Raw genomic sequence first — 13,507 nt, forward strand, 5'->3', positions numbered from 1 at the left:
CATAACTGAAAAGCGGCTCGGCTTACAGGTCGAGCAGCTCGCGGACCTCGTCTCGCGTTTCACAGGCGAGCGCGGCGTCGGCGAGATCCCTCGCCGCTTCGCTGTCGACCGTTTTTATCCGCTCCTTTACCGCGGGGACCGTCACCGCGCTCATGCTGAGCTCGTCGAGCCCGAGGCCGACGAGCAGCTCGGTGAGCGCCGGTTCGCCCGCCATCTCGCCGCACATTCCGACCCACGCGTCGGTGCCCGCGGCCGCCGACGCCGTTCGGTCGATCGCCCGCAACACCGCCGGATGCAGCGGGTCGTGGTAGTCGGCGACAGCCTCGTTCTCGCGGTCGGCCGCCATCACGTACTGCGTCAGGTCGTTCGTCCCGATGCTGAGGAAGTCGAGCCGCGCGGCGAGTCGGTCCGCGAGCAGCGCCGCCGCCGGCGTCTCGATCATCGCACCGAGGTCGGGAGCTGCGTGGTCGATCCCCTCCGCGGCGAGGTCGTCGGCGACCGACTCGACGATTGACACGGCGGCTTCGACCTCCTCGATTCGGGCGATCAGCGGGAACATAATCGCGAGCCCGCTGCCGCTGTTATTTTCGCCCTCGTGGGCCGCCGCGCGCAACAGCGCCCGGAGCTGCGTCTCGAACAGGTCGGCGTGTGCGCCGAGCGACAGCCGGATCCCGCGGCTTCCGAGGAAGGGGTTCGACTCGGTCGGGAGATCGAGGTACGGAACGGGTTTGTCTCCGCCGATATCGAGCGTTCTGACGACGACGCGGTCGTCGGGGAACGCCTCCAGTGCGGCCGTGAACGCCTCGTACTGCTCGTCCTCCGTCGGCGGCGACTCCCGGTCGTAAAAGAGGAACTCCGTGCGGAACAGCCCGATCCCGTCGGCGCCGCGGGCCGAGGCCGGTCCCAACTCCGCCTCGCCGCCGACGTTCGCCGCGACCTCGATCGGCCGTCCGTCGGCCGTCGAGACGTGCTCGGTCTCCACCGTCGCGTCACTCTCGTCGACGGCCGCGCGGGTCTCGGCGTCCGGGTCGACGACCACGCGCCCGGCATCGCCGTCGACGAGAACCTCGGCTCCGTCGTCGATCTCGCGGAGCGACTCGCCGACGCCGACGACCGCCGGGATCGACAGCGAGCGCGCGATGATCGCCGCGTGCGAGGTCCGCCCGCCGAGGACGGTGGCGACGCCGGCGATCCGATCCGGGTCGAGTTCCGCGGTGTCGCTCGGCGTGAGTCGCTCCGCGAGCAGGACGGTCCCCGACGGGAGCTCGGAGAGGTCACGGGTACTCGCGTTCCGGTCGAGGAGGGCTCGCAACATCCGATCTCGGACGTCGCGGAGGTCGTCCGCGCGCTCGGCCATCCGCCCGTCCAGCGCCTCGAACTGGGTGATCGCCTCCGCGAACCGGTCGTCGACGGCGTGTTCGGCGGGCGTCCCCTCCGCGATGGCGGCCTCGACGTCCTCGACGATCGCGGGGTCGTCGAGGAACCCCTCGTGCGCCTCGAACACCGCCGCTTCGTCCTCGCCGACGCGCTCGGCGGCGCGATCTCGTGCCGCTCGGATCGCCTCGCGCGCCGCGTCGCGGGCGGCCTCGAATCGCTCCCGTTCCGCCTCGGGGTCGACCGCGGACGGGTCGGGCCGATCGGGGAGCGTCAGCTCTGCGCCCGGCCGGTGCCAGCGCGCGGTCCCGACCCCGGAAAGCGGGGTGCTCCCGACCCCGGTGAGCGTCCTCACTTCGTCTCACCGCCGTCGTCGGTGTCTCCTCCGTCGTCGGTCTCTTCTCCGTCGTCGGCGTTTTCGTCGCCGCCGTCGTCCGGGTGGTCCAGTTCGCTTTCGAGCAGCTCACAGACCGCGTCAAGCGCGTCTTCGGCGTCAGCGCCCTCGGCGACCACACGGACCGACTCGCCGTGGGCGACGTTGAGTCCGCTCACGGAGAGCATGCTGTCGGCGCGCACGAGGCCGTCGCCGCCTTCGTCATCGCCGTCGTCACCCCCCGCCCGGCCGATCGACACGTCGGCGTCGAACCGGTTCACCGTCTGCACCAGTTTCGAGGCGGGTCGCGCGTGCAAGCCGGCTTCCGGCACCACCGTCACGGTACGTTCCATGTGCCCAGATGCGCGGTGAGCGGTCTTATAAGTGGTGCGCGGCTCGGCTTACGACACGACGGCGACGACCGCCGCGTCGATCATCCGCGCGAGGACGACGCGGGGCACGTCGGCGCGCTCGTGGACGACGCCAGCGATCTCCCGCGCGACCGCCTCGTCCGCCGCGTCGTCGACCGCGTTCACGAGCGGGATCGGCGTGGCGCCGTCCGGGACCCGTTTTAAGCTGCCCGCCTCGTGAGCGAGCACGCGCCCGATCAGCTCCGGCGTGATCTCGTCGCCGACCGCGGCGTCGGTTATCGCCGCCACCCGTTCGGGGCGATGCACGGTCTCCGCCGACAGCGACTCCCCGACCGCGCCGACGCTCGCCACCGGAACCACGGTGTCCGCACCGGGGGGAATCCGCGGCTCGTGGTCCGCGGGAGCCTTTAACAGGCGCGTCCGCGCGCCGTCGGCTTTGACGAGCACCGGCCCGTCGTGTGCGGCGGCGAGCGCGTCGACCGTCGCCGGGTCGTACCCGAGGTATCGGTCGTCGCGCTCGCGCTCCGGGACGAGACCGAGGGGGAAGGCGTCGCCCGAGCCCCCCTCTTCCGTCGCTGACGCGTCCAGGTCGCGGAGCGCCGCCACGGGCGACTCGGTCACCCGAACCGACGCGACCCGAGCGTCGAAGATGGGGATCCGAACCGTGGCGGTGAGTATCGCGCGGTCGAGCCGGTTCGCGAGCGCGTAGAGGGTCGTCTTCTTCCCACCGGCGCCGACGAGACAGGTGGTTCCCTCCGCCGCGTCGAGCGCGTCGAGGATATTCATGCTGAAACGGTTGGGGGTCAGTTCGCAGCGTCGAAAGCGATTCGGTCGCGGCAGGCTGTGGAGGGCCTCCTACCCATGGATTCATTCCGCTCGGGAATCAACGGCCGGTGATGCATCCACCGGACCGGATCCTCCGCGTCGACCTCTCGGCTCGTCGGGTCGAGAGCGAGCCGGTCCCCGACGAGTGGCTCGCGAAGTACGTCGGCGGGAAGGGGTTGGGAGCCCGGTACCTCTACGAGGCGGGCCCCGGGATCGACCCCGAGTCGCCGGCGAACCCCCTCGGGTTCATGATCGGCCCCCTGACCGGCTACACGCCGGGCGAGCAGCGGTACGCGGCGATCACGAAGTCCCCGCTCACCGGCACCTTTCTCGACTCGTACGGCGGCGGCGCGTTCCCGGCTCGGCTCGCCGGGTCGCTCGGGCCGCACCTCGGCGTCCTCGTGACCGGGGCGGCCGACGAGCCCGTCGTCCTCTCGCTGTCGGGCGGTGAGGCGTCGATCGAGTCGGCCACCGATCTCGCCGGACTGGACGCCGCGGAGACCGGCGAGCGGTTTCCGGACGCCGCGGTCGCCTGCGTCGGCCCGGCGGGCGAGCGCGGCGTGAAGTACGCGACGATCGCCTCCGACGGCGGCGACCACCACGCCGGACGGGGCGGGGCGGGAGCGGTGATGGGCTCGAAGCGACTGAAAGCAGTCGTCGCGCGTGACCCGCGACCGGAGCCGAACGAGGAGCTCGCCGCGCTTCGCGCCCGAGACGGCGACGCGTTCGCGGACAGCGACGCGGGACGCTGGCTCGCCGCGAGCGATACCCTCGAAACGGTCGATTTCGCCAACGAGGCCGGGGTGCTACCGACTCGCGGGTGGCAGGCGAGCCGGTTCGACGGTGCCGCCGAGATCGGCATCGAGCGCGCCACCGAGCGCGCCGCGGGACGCGAGCGCCCCGACGACGCCGTCCCCGGAGGGTTCGAGATCCCCGACGACGGAGCGGACCGAACCGAGCCCAAAGCGAAGAGCGTCCCTCGCGGCGCCACTCCGATCGTCTTGGGCGCGGGCCTCGGTATCGACGACTTCGACGCCGTGGCCGCCCTCGGCGGCGTCTGTGACCGGCTCGGTATCGACGTCATCTCCGCGGGCAACGCGGTCGCCTGGGCGGCCCGCGCCGCCGACGAGGGACTGATCGACCGAGAGATTCCGTTCGGTGACGAGGCGGCGGCGCGGGGGCTCATCGAGGAGATCGCCGCTCGATCCACCCCGCTCGGCGACGCGCTCGCCGACGGCGTCTCTGCGGCGGCACGGCAGTTCGGTGGCGACGATCTGATCCCGACGGTAAAGGGGATGGAGCTCTCCTCGTACGATCCCCGAGGAGCGACCTCGATGGCGCTCGCGTACGCCACCAGCGACAGGGGCGCGTGTCACCGTCGCGCGCGGCCGGTGGAGATCGACGCGGTGGCACCCGACGCCCGAGATCCGTCAGACGTCGCGGCCGCGGTCGCCGCCGAACAGGACCGCCGCGCGGCGTTGTGGTGTCTCGTCGCGGACGACTTCCTCGACGACGTCTTCGAGCCGACGGTGGTCGCCGAGTGGCTCGCGGCTCGCGGGTACGATCACACCCCCGACGACCTCGCCCGCCTCGGCGAGCGCGTGTGGACGCTCGTCCGCCTGTACAACGTACGGGAGGGGTTCGACCGCGCGGACGACTCGCTACCGGCGGCGCTCGCGGGCGCAGACGGGTCGGACACGGGGGACTCAGACGCGCTCGACCCGGACGCGTTCGACGATCTCCTCGACCGGTACTACGCGGTCCGGGAGTGGGACTCGTCGGGGCGGCCGACCCGCGATCTGGTCGAGCGGTCGGGGATGGCGTCGCTTCCGGCACTCCCGGCGCTCTCGGAGCACCCGGAGCACTCAGAGCACCCGGAGCACTCGGACTCGTCAAAAGACGGAGACGACGATTCGGAGCGGGACGGATCCGACGACTAAGGCGCCGCCTGCTTCGTCGATATCAGTTCGATCACGTCGCGGTGGGACAGCTCGTGGTCGGCGCCGACTTGCCGGCCGCTCCGACAGTCCGTGCCGTGGAGGAGCCCCTCCCCGATGTCCGAGTGGATGTGGAACGCGAAGTCCTCGGTGGTCGAGCTTTCGGGGAGAATAAAGCAGTCGCGGAAGACGCCCTTCTCGTCCGTACTCCCGTTCGCGGAGCCGGGGAACACCGCGATGCAGTCGAGCACGTCGAAGACGGCCGCTTCGAGCGCGCCCTGCACGCCCGTCCCGTCGTACTCGGCGACGAACTCGCCGATTTGGTCGAGTCCGGCCGCCTGCTCGCCGGAGACGTCGCCGACGACCTCGAAGTCGGCGTCTCCAGGCCTGTATTCGACGATTCCGGCCTCGTCGGCGTTTTTGAGGGCCTTCTCCGCGTGAGCGCTCGCGGGGACGAAGGAGAGGTGATCGTAGTCGGGGTCCGCGGTGATCTCCTCCCAGTTCGCCTGCGCCTCCGGCGTGTCCATCTTGTTGGCGGCGACGACCATCGGCTTCGTGCGCTTGCGGATCTCGCGGGCGAGTTCGGCTCTGTCCGCGTCGTCCCAGGTCTCGGGGTCGAGCTCGAGCCCCTCCGCGAGGATCACCTGTTTCATCCGGTCCTTGTCGATGCCGAACGCCGACATCTGCTCCGCGAGCTCCTCCTCGATCGCGGCCTCCGAGCCGTGGTAACGCGTCGCGAACTTCTCGATTCCCTTCGTGAGCACGTCGAGGTACCACTCGTCGAGCTCTTCTTCGAGGAAATCGATGTCCTCGCGCGGGTCGTGGCCCTCGGTCGCCTCGCCCTCGATGTCCGTCTTTCCCGAAAAATCGACGACGTGGATCAACACGTCGGTCTCGTTGAGGTCGGTGAGGAACTGGTTGCCGAGCCCGCGGCCCTCGTGGGCGCCCGGGACGAGCCCGGCGACGTCGACGAGCTTTATCGGGACGAAGCGAGTTCCCTCGCGGCAGACGCCGACGCTCGGCGTGCACGTCTCGTCGAACTCGGGGGCGGCGCAGTCGACGCGGACGTACGCCTCGCCGACGGTCGGGTCGATAGTGGTGAACGGGTACGCGCCCTCCGGCACGTCGTTCATGGTCGCGGCGTTGAAAAACGTCGATTTGCCCACCGAAGGCTTACCGACGAGACCGATCCGATAACTCATTGCCATCACTGCGTGACCCGCGGTAAAAAGCGATGCGAGACGCGTCGTGGCGTGCGTAGGAGTAACGAAGAGGCGTGTGTGCGGCTGGCGAGGAGGCGTGCGTACCGACGATACCGCTCAGGCGTCGCCGTCGGACTGCCCCGGCTCGCCGAGCGCCTCGATGGGCAACACGTTCTGGAGGGCCGCGAAGGCGTCCTCCGCGCTCTCGAAGCGCTCTTGTTGGATGTCATCGACGAGCTCGCCGAGGTCGGCGTCGCCGTCGGCGAACAACACGGTCGTGCCGGAACAGGCGTCGGCGAGCGCCTCGCGCTCCAGCGGGTAGTCGTGGTCGTGGAACTCGTCTGCGACGCGTGAGAGGTGAACGTCGGAAGTCATGACCGTATATTGACGGCTGAGGGCTTAAACGCACGCTTCCCGAGAGTCCGATCGGTCGTCTGACCGTTCGTTGAGAGAAACCACAGGCGAAGAACCGGCAAAAATCGCAAAGAGTTATGTGTCGCCAGAGCCATGCGTTATGTGAACAGATGACATTATACGATCGGATCCTGGTTCCGACCGACGGCTCGGCGGAGGGAGAGCGCGCGGTCGCGCACGCCCTCGACGTCGCGACGGTCCACGACGCCGCGGTCCATGCGTTGTACGTGGTCGACACCGCGAGCTACGCCGGGATGCCGATGGAGAGTTCCTGGGAGGGGATCGGGGACCTCCTGCGGAGCGACGCGGCGGACGCGGTGGAGCGCGTCGAGCGGCTCGCTGCGGACGCGGCGGTCGACGTCGAGACCGCGGTGGTTGACGGGTCGCCGAGCCGCGAGATCATTCGCTACGCCGAGAACAACGGCTGCGACCTCGTCGTGATGGGGACGCACGGCCGCGGCGGAATCGACCGTCTCCTCCTCGGAAGCGTCGCGGAGAAGGTGGTTCGCGGCGCATCGATTCCCGTGTTAACCGTGCGGCTCGACGGCGAGGTTCCGGAGGGGGAGATCGTCAGGTCGATCGAGGCGGCCTCGGCGGATGAGGTGACGAGCAGGGGCGACGCGGCGGATGGGGCCAGCGACGCCGAGGCGACCGGGCGGACGTAGGTCGCGGCGGCAAATAGGTGAGAGCGAGAGCGACTACTCTTCAGCGTCGCGTAGGTGTTCGCAGTCGCCCGCGTGAACCCGTCGTTCCCCCTCGCCGGTGTCGATCACGAGCGCGCCGGGCGAGACCACGTCGACCGCGGTGCCGACGATCGAGTCGGTCGCCGTCTCGACGCGGACCCGTCGACCGAGGGTACTCGCGCGCTCGCGCCACGCCGGAAGCACCCGGTCGAGTCCGTCGGCCGTCTCCGTGAGCGCCGCGAACCGCTCGAGCAGCGTCGCTGCGACTCGTCGGCGGTCGACGGGGCCGTCCAGCTCCGCTCGGAGCGAGGTCGCGCCCGCGGGCAGGTCGCTGGCGTCGATGTCGGCGTTGATTCCCATGCCAGCGATGAGCCACGACACTCGATCGGCTTCACCTTCCATCTCGGTGAGTACCCCGGCGAGCTTTCGGCCGCCGCGACCGATCGGGGCCGACGCCGATGACGCCGATGACGCCGCCGATGCCGATGATGCCGACGATGGCGGGTCCTCTCGGGTCTCCTCGTTTTCGTCGCTGTCGCCGTCCTCACGGCCGACGAGCACGTCGTTCGGCCACTTGATGTGAGCGTCGACGCCCGCCTCCCGACAGGCGTCCGTCATCGCGATCGCGGCGGCGAGGGTGAAAAGCGGCACCCGCGCCGGAGAGACGTCCGGGCGCGTCGCGACGGAGACCCAGACGCCGCCGCTCGGCGCCACCCACTCCCGATTCAGCCGACCGCGTCCGCCGACCTGCTCGTCGGCGACGACCGCGACGCGGTCCGCCCCCTCCGTCGCGAGCTCGCGAGCGCGGTCGTTCGTCGACGAGACGCGCTCGTGGTACTCCACTGCGTACGGCGCGTCGAGACCGAACTCGATGCCGGCCGCGGAGTACCCGAGACGGGCGGGCGCGACGTATCCCTCGTTCGTCGACGCGACGGCGAACCCCTCCTCGCGGAGCGACTCGACGGCCTTCCAGACGGCCGCACGGGAGACGTCGAGCTCTTCGGCGAGGGCCGGACCGGCGACCGGCCCCTCCTCCAGCGCGGCGAGCAGCGCGCGACGCGTGTCCATACCGGTCGGTTGTCCCGGACCGCCGATAGCCGTTGCGGGTCTCGATGCGGCCGGCGGGGGCGACGAGACGCAGCTAAGCGTCGGCGGCCCGTACTTTGGTCCACGCGATGTCGAACCTCGACGAGAGTTCCGAAGACCCAGAACAGTCCGGTCCAGATCCGACCGACCGCGTTCCCGTTACCGTCGTCGAGACCGACGGAACGGTGACCGAGCTCACTGCCGAGTCGGGGCGTACCCTTCGCCGCGTCCTGCTGGAGGCGGATCTGTCGCCGTACGCGGCCGCGACGAGTCGGCTCAACTGCGGCGGTCGGGGGCTCTGTGCGACCTGTGGCGTCCGGCTGCGCGAGGGACCGCCGCCGGATCACTGGCACGATCGGCTCGCGGCGCGGTTCGGCTACCCGCGGCTTTCGTGTCAGGTAGTCGCCGACCGGCCGCTGACCGTCGAACTCGTCGACAAGCGAGTGTGGGGGTCGCGCGAGCCCCGACCAAGCCGACACCGTGAGGAGTGAGCGTGGCGAGGGAAGCGGTCGCGAGGTGCGACCGACCGGATCGAACTCGGGCAGTCCCGAGACGGCGGAGCACACCACGTTTCCGGTGAAACGACGGCTGCTACCGCGGCGCACGGTCGGACGGAAAGCGTACGGGTCGCGGGTTCGATCATGCTCGTCGAGTACGCGTCAACACAAGACACAAGGTCTCACGGGCGAATTTCCGGGTATGCAACCCTCCAAGGAACGCGAGGCGTCGGACGGAGACCCGATGGACGACCTCGACGACCTCCTCGACGACGACCTCACCGATAGCGGGGGGAGCGAGGGGGCGGCGGGCGCGGAGCGGTCGTCTCCCAAGTCAGCCGAGAGCGACTCCCGTCCGGGGGCGACCGATTCGAGCGGCGGGCGGATCGGGATGAGCGGTCGCTGGTTTTCGGGGAAGGCGTTCGCGGTGGTCCTCGTCGCCGTCGCGCTCGGCGTGTTCGTCGGCGGCTCGATCCCGCTCATCGGCGGAACCGTCGGCTCCGCGGCCGGCGTGTTCCTCGCGGCGTTCGCCACGGGACTCGTCTTCTCTGCCCGTCGGTACGTCGAGACCGGGATCGCGGGTGCGGCCGCCGGCGCCGGGACGGCGGTGACGAGCGTGCTCGGTGTCGGGTTCCTCCCGATCGGCGTCGACTACCTCCAGCAGTGGGGGCTCTCGCTGCTCGCTATCGGCGGCGGGTTAGGACTCGTCTTGGCGCTGGTCGGCCACTACTTCGGACGGGATCTCCGGGCGGGGCTGACCGAAGACGTCTAGCTGTAGGGCACAGGGAGCGGAGTCGGTCGTCGGTAGTTTGGTGCGACTACCGGAACGAGTATCCTGCGTCGAGGCCGACGTACGCCGCGATTTCGTGTCGTTCGAGGGCGACGAAGCCCGCGAGGATCGCCACGAAGCCGACGAGCGCCTCCGCCTCGATCAGGCTGCCGAGCACCGCCCAGCTCCCCACCGCCGCGACGACTGGCTCGGCGTAGCCGACGAGATGTAGCTGGGTCGGCCCGACCGCGTCGAGCAGCGCGAAGTAGATGAGGAACGCGACGACCCCGGACAGAACGGTGAGGTACGTCAGCGAGGCGATCGACGTCGCGTTCCAGACGATATCCGCAGGCGATTCGCCGAGCACCGCGGCACCGACGAAGAGGAGCCCCGAGCCGAGCACCATCGCCCACCCCTGTAGCGCGGCGAGCGGCAGGTCCGTGCGGAGCGGTCGCAGGAGTACAGCGCCGAGCGAAAACGCGATCGCGCCGCCGAGCACGAGTACGACACCGAGCAAGGCGGAGCTGCCGAGCCCGGAGCCGACCGGGTCGGCGATGACGACCACGCCGAGAACCCCGAGTGCAAACCCGCCGATCTCGACGGGTCCGAGGCGCCCGTTCGGGAGGAGGACAGCCGCGAAAACGGCCGTGAGCACCGGTGAGAGGCTCACGATCACCGCGGCGACGGCCCCGGAGACGTGGAGCTCACCGACGTACAACAGGCCGTGATACATCGCGATAACGAAGACGCCGGCGACGGCGACACCGAGCCACTCGTCGCGACCCCGCGGCACCCATCGGTCGGCGACGAGGGCGGCGTATCCCAACACGACTGCACCGGCGATGACGTATCTGACACCGGCAAACAGCAGCGGCGGGAAGTAGTGGAGACCAGCTTCGATCGCGACGAACGACATTCCCCAAAGTACCGCGAGGAGGAGAAACGCGCCGACGAGTGATTCGGGAGTGGAAAGGAGGTTTCGCAGACTCATTGATTGTCTATTCAGAATTCCTAGAGATGTTTAAACTATTCTCTGAAGCTTGGCGTGATTGAAAATGAACAATCACACATACGAATGACGTACGACTCGCTCCCGAAACGAGTTCAATTATTGTACTCGAATCCAAGTCTATCGGTCGTAATATATAACAGACCATCACGAAAACGGAGGGTATGGACGAGCGCGACGTACGGCTGGTAAAGGCCATCTCCGATCTGGGGACGGGTAGCCCCGAGCGGCTCCACGAGGAGACGGGGATCCCCGTATCCACGATCCACTACCGGCTGAACAATCTCCGAGAGGCCGGAATCATCGAAAACGATCTCTACGACCTCGACCACGAGGCGCTCGGGCTCGGCGTCACGATCATCGTCGAGGTGCTCGCCGACTACGAGGGCCCCTACGAGGAGTTCGCGGACCAGCTTCTCGAGGTCGAAGGCGTGACAGAGGCGTTCTTCACGATGGGTGAGACGGACTTCGTCGTTCTCGCGCGGCTTTCCTCGTCGGACACGGTCGAGCGGCTCATCAGTGATTTCGAAGCGATTCCCGAGGTCGAGCGCACGAACTCGACGTTCACCATCGCGACTTTGCGCGACGAGTCGCGCGCGCCGGCGACGTACGACCTCGAGACGCTCATCGAGGAGCTGACGGACTGAGGAGAGGCGGTCTCACCGCGTTGCCGGCGGTATTTTTAAGTAGAACTGGGAGTTTCGACGATCGCTTATAAACAGATGTGCGGTGGCGCGTGCCTCCGAGTGGCCGCCGAAGGCGGCCGCGAGTGAGCACGCGCGAGGGAGTCGGTCGCCCGGAGCGAAGCGGAGGCCGGCCGACGAGGCTGGGGAGGCGTGAGGCGCGCGGCGGTGCTGTGCGGGGCGGGATTCAAAGGGGCAGCCGGGAGGGCGAAGCACGACGACGCAAGCACCACAGCGAAGGAGCGGTAGCGACTGAGCGAGGAGCACAGCGAGTCGCGCGAGCCCTCCCGGCTGCCCCTTTGGAGGTGGTTACTGCACCGTCAGCAACGATGGCTTATAAACGGTTGTCGCACCACACGCCGAAATCTACGACCGCTTGCCGATCTCCTCGCGCAGCACGTCGGAGACGACCTCGCCGTCGGCCTTCCCGCGAAGCGCGCCCATCGCCTCGCCCATCAGCCCGGAGAACGCGCCCATCCCCTCGTCCTCGATCTGGTCGGCGTTTCGCTCGACGACCCCGACGACTGCCTCGCGGACCTCCGCTTCGCTCACGCCGGAGAGCCCCGCCGCCTCGACGGCCTCAGCGGCCGACAGCGACGGGTCCTCGGCGAGCGTCGTCAGCACCTCGGGGACCCCTTCCTTCGCGAGGTCGCCGTCCTCCACGAGGTCGAAGAGCGCGAGGAAGTGGTCGTCGGTGAGGTTCTCGACGGCGGCCCCGTCGCGCCTGATCTCCGTCGTCGTCGATTCCAGCGTGGAGGCCGCGAACGTGGGGTCGACGCCCCGCTCGACGGCCGTCTCGAACAGGGGGAAGCGTCGGCCGAACGCGACCTGTTCTGCGAGTCCGCGGTCGAGCCCGAACTCGTCGACGTAGCGGTCGGTCTTCTCGTCGAGCAGTTCGGGGCGGTCCACGTCGGAGGGGTCCGGCTCGACCGGCGGCACGTCCGTCTCGGGGTACATCCGGGCGGCCCCCGGCAACGGACGGAGGTAGCGCGTCGTGCCGTCGTCGTTCGCGCCGCGGGTCTCCTCCGGGACGCCCTCGATGGCCGTCGTTGCGCGCTCCGCGGCCGCCTCGATCGCGAGGTCGGCCGTCTCGGGGTCGGCGGCGACGATCGCGACCGCGTCGTCCCCGCTCGCGCCGACCGCGTCGCGGAGGGCGTCGACCTCGTCCGCGGTCACGCCGTACGCCGGCAGCTCGTCGGTGTGGAAGATGCCGCCCGCGCCGTGTCGTTTCGCGTGATCGGACAGCTCCGTGCCGAGGCGACGGTCCGTCTGGATCTCGCGGCCGACGAGGCCGTCGAAGCCGAACAGGGGCACCGCCGTCACTTTGCCGCCCGAGTCGAGCGCCCCCCGGATCACGCCGGAGTCGGTGTCGGCGAACGTGTCGGTCACGTCCCGCACGTCGCCGACGCTCGCGCCGCGCTCGCGGAGCTCGTCGCGGATCGCCAGCAGCTCTGCCTGCCGTCCGACCTCGCCGCGGACGATCGCTTCGATCCCGTCGAGGTCCTGAACGCCTTTCACCTCGACGCGAGCCCCGTCCGCGATGGAGACGTTGACGTCCTGGCGGATCGTGCCGAGCCCGCGCTTGACCGCGCCCGTCGAGCGCAGCAGCATGCCGATACGCGCCGCGGCCTCGCGAGCGCCCTCCGGGCTCCGGATGTCCGGCCCCGTCCCGATCTCGACGAGCGGGACGCCGAGACGGTCGAGCGAGAACACGACGCCCTCGTCCGTCTCCTCCACGCGCTTCGCCGACTCCTCTTCTAACATGAGGTCGGCGACCGACACCGTGCCCTCGCTCGTCTCGATCTCGCCTGCTTGGCCCAGCAGAATCGAGCGCTGGAAGCCGGAGGTGTTCGAGCCGTCGATGACGAGCTTCCGCATCACGTGCGCCTGATCGACGACCGAGATGTCGAGCAGGTCTGCGATCTGGAGGGCCACGGAGAGGGCCTCGCCGTCGATCCGTCGAGGCGGCTCGTCGTCCTCCTCGACGAGGCAGGTGGTGTCGTACGCGAGGTAGGTGAACTCGCGGTCGACGCGGCTCTCCTCCATCGCGGCGTCGTCGAGCTCTCCGAGTTCGCTCTTCGTCGGGTGGAGTCGACGGGTGATCGACCGCTCGGACTCCGCCGAGTCGCGCTCGGTCGTCGGGGAGTCGCAGAACAGCTTCGTCGCCGTATCGAGCTGCTGGTGGATCTCCAGCCCGGCGACGAGCCCCAGTTCCTCGTAATCGTACTCCGGGGTCGCGTCCGTACTCATTACGCCTTACTCCGACAGCGCGGGACTAAAAGGG

At 69.3% G+C, this 13,507-nt stretch carries 13 protein-coding genes; 5 read left to right on the forward strand and 8 right to left on the reverse strand.

All coding sequences use genetic code 11. From position 1 onward, the window contains the following. Positions 1 to 22 precede the first annotated feature (22 nt). Genes ptsP through yqeC form a run of 3 tightly spaced genes read right to left on the reverse strand, consistent with a single transcriptional unit; the run spans position 23 to position 2,904 of the window. On the reverse strand, positions 23 to 1,729 hold the full coding sequence (gene ptsP / locus ACNSN4_RS08260; RefSeq protein WP_418285328.1) for a phosphoenolpyruvate--protein phosphotransferase: 1,707 nt from the start codon (positions 1,727 to 1,729) through the stop codon (positions 23 to 25). Beyond that, on the reverse strand, positions 1,726 to 2,100 hold the full coding sequence (locus ACNSN4_RS08265; protein WP_418285329.1) for an HPr family phosphocarrier protein: 375 nt from the start codon (positions 2,098 to 2,100) through the stop codon (positions 1,726 to 1,728). Before ACNSN4_RS08265 ends, ptsP begins: the two co-directional genes overlap by 4 nt. A gap of 48 nt (positions 2,101 to 2,148) precedes the next feature. Continuing rightward, positions 2,149 to 2,904, reverse strand: coding sequence for a selenium cofactor biosynthesis protein YqeC (gene yqeC, locus ACNSN4_RS08270; RefSeq protein ID WP_418285331.1), 756 nt, complete (start codon positions 2,902 to 2,904; stop codon positions 2,149 to 2,151). Positions 2,905 to 3,014: 110 nt separating this feature from the next. On the opposite strand from yqeC, the gene ACNSN4_RS08275 reads away from it, so the two are divergent. Beyond that, complete coding sequence (locus ACNSN4_RS08275) at positions 3,015 to 4,883, forward strand: aldehyde ferredoxin oxidoreductase family protein (protein ID WP_418285332.1); 1,869 nt, start codon at positions 3,015 to 3,017, stop codon at positions 4,881 to 4,883. Here the strand turns inward: ACNSN4_RS08275 and ACNSN4_RS08280 are convergent. Continuing rightward, the gene (locus tag ACNSN4_RS08280) at positions 4,880 to 6,082 is read right to left on the reverse strand and encodes a redox-regulated ATPase YchF (protein ID WP_418285333.1); all 1,203 of its coding nucleotides are present in this window, start codon (positions 6,080 to 6,082) and stop codon (positions 4,880 to 4,882) included. The two genes, ACNSN4_RS08275 and ACNSN4_RS08280, sit on opposite strands and share 4 nt — an antisense overlap. A 117-nt stretch (positions 6,083 to 6,199) precedes the next feature. After that, complete coding sequence (locus tag ACNSN4_RS08285; protein ID WP_418285334.1) at positions 6,200 to 6,457, reverse strand: DUF5789 family protein; 258 nt, start codon at positions 6,455 to 6,457, stop codon at positions 6,200 to 6,202. Between the two features lie 149 nt (positions 6,458 to 6,606). On the opposite strand from ACNSN4_RS08285, the gene ACNSN4_RS08290 reads away from it, so the two are divergent. Then, positions 6,607 to 7,161, forward strand: coding sequence for a universal stress protein (locus ACNSN4_RS08290; protein ID WP_418285335.1), 555 nt, complete (start codon positions 6,607 to 6,609; stop codon positions 7,159 to 7,161). A 33-nt stretch (positions 7,162 to 7,194) separates the two neighbouring features. On the opposite strand, the gene ACNSN4_RS08295 is transcribed toward ACNSN4_RS08290, so the two are convergent. Then, complete coding sequence (locus ACNSN4_RS08295) at positions 7,195 to 8,247, reverse strand: biotin--[acetyl-CoA-carboxylase] ligase (protein WP_418285336.1); 1,053 nt, start codon at positions 8,245 to 8,247, stop codon at positions 7,195 to 7,197. A 107-nt stretch (positions 8,248 to 8,354) separates the two neighbouring features. On the opposite strand from ACNSN4_RS08295, the gene ACNSN4_RS08300 reads away from it, so the two are divergent. Both ACNSN4_RS08300 and ACNSN4_RS08305 read left to right on the forward strand, forming a co-directional pair. Beyond that, complete coding sequence (locus tag ACNSN4_RS08300; RefSeq protein ID WP_418285338.1) at positions 8,355 to 8,756, forward strand: 2Fe-2S iron-sulfur cluster-binding protein; 402 nt, start codon at positions 8,355 to 8,357, stop codon at positions 8,754 to 8,756. A 208-nt stretch (positions 8,757 to 8,964) separates the two neighbouring features. Beyond that, complete coding sequence (locus ACNSN4_RS08305; RefSeq protein ID WP_418285339.1) at positions 8,965 to 9,534, forward strand: DUF8526 domain-containing protein; 570 nt, start codon at positions 8,965 to 8,967, stop codon at positions 9,532 to 9,534. Between the two features lie 46 nt (positions 9,535 to 9,580). Here the strand turns inward: ACNSN4_RS08305 and ACNSN4_RS08310 are convergent, their stop codons facing one another. Then, positions 9,581 to 10,522: a DMT family transporter gene (locus tag ACNSN4_RS08310; RefSeq protein ID WP_418285340.1), complete on the reverse strand. Its 942-nt coding sequence runs from the start codon at positions 10,520 to 10,522 to the stop codon at positions 9,581 to 9,583. 182 nt (positions 10,523 to 10,704) lie between these two features. On the opposite strand from ACNSN4_RS08310, the gene ACNSN4_RS08315 reads away from it, so the two are divergent. Continuing rightward, entirely contained in the window at positions 10,705 to 11,187 is a 483-nt protein-coding gene (locus ACNSN4_RS08315) for an Lrp/AsnC family transcriptional regulator (protein WP_418285341.1), read from the forward strand. 402 nt (positions 11,188 to 11,589) lie between these two features. On the opposite strand, the gene gatE is transcribed toward ACNSN4_RS08315, so the two are convergent. Then, positions 11,590 to 13,473: a Glu-tRNA(Gln) amidotransferase subunit GatE gene (gatE, locus tag ACNSN4_RS08320; RefSeq protein ID WP_418285342.1), complete on the reverse strand. Its 1,884-nt coding sequence runs from the start codon at positions 13,471 to 13,473 to the stop codon at positions 11,590 to 11,592. Between the last annotated feature and the right edge of the window lie 34 nt (positions 13,474 to 13,507).

This window comes from Halorubrum marinum, from assembly GCF_048381195.1.
Classification (GTDB): domain Archaea; phylum Halobacteriota; class Halobacteria; order Halobacteriales; family Haloferacaceae; genus Halorubrum.

Bases quoted from the DNA above. Each gene is read 5' to 3' on its own strand.
- ACNSN4_RS08305 (WP_418285339.1), top strand. From the start codon at position 8,965: ATGCAACCCTCCAAGGAACGCGAGGCGTCGGACGGAGACCCGATGGAC.
- ACNSN4_RS08315 (WP_418285341.1), top strand. From the start codon at position 10,705: ATGGACGAGCGCGACGTACGGCTGGTAAAGGCCATCTCCGATCTGGGG.
- gatE (WP_418285342.1), bottom strand. From the start codon at position 13,473: ATGAGTACGGACGCGACCCCGGAGTACGATTACGAGGAACTGGGGCTC.
- ACNSN4_RS08280 (WP_418285333.1), bottom strand. From the start codon at position 6,082: ATGAGTTATCGGATCGGTCTCGTCGGTAAGCCTTCGGTGGGCAAATCG.
- ACNSN4_RS08290 (WP_418285335.1), top strand. From the start codon at position 6,607: ATGACATTATACGATCGGATCCTGGTTCCGACCGACGGCTCGGCGGAG.
- ACNSN4_RS08265 (WP_418285329.1), bottom strand. From the start codon at position 2,100: ATGGAACGTACCGTGACGGTGGTGCCGGAAGCCGGCTTGCACGCGCGA.
- ACNSN4_RS08285 (WP_418285334.1), bottom strand. From the start codon at position 6,457: ATGACTTCCGACGTTCACCTCTCACGCGTCGCAGACGAGTTCCACGAC.
- ACNSN4_RS08275 (WP_418285332.1), top strand. From the start codon at position 3,015: ATGCATCCACCGGACCGGATCCTCCGCGTCGACCTCTCGGCTCGTCGG.
- ACNSN4_RS08300 (WP_418285338.1), top strand. From the start codon at position 8,355: ATGTCGAACCTCGACGAGAGTTCCGAAGACCCAGAACAGTCCGGTCCA.
- ACNSN4_RS08295 (WP_418285336.1), bottom strand. From the start codon at position 8,247: ATGGACACGCGTCGCGCGCTGCTCGCCGCGCTGGAGGAGGGGCCGGTC.
- yqeC (WP_418285331.1), bottom strand. From the start codon at position 2,904: ATGAATATCCTCGACGCGCTCGACGCGGCGGAGGGAACCACCTGTCTC.
- ACNSN4_RS08310 (WP_418285340.1), bottom strand. From the start codon at position 10,522: ATGAGTCTGCGAAACCTCCTTTCCACTCCCGAATCACTCGTCGGCGCG.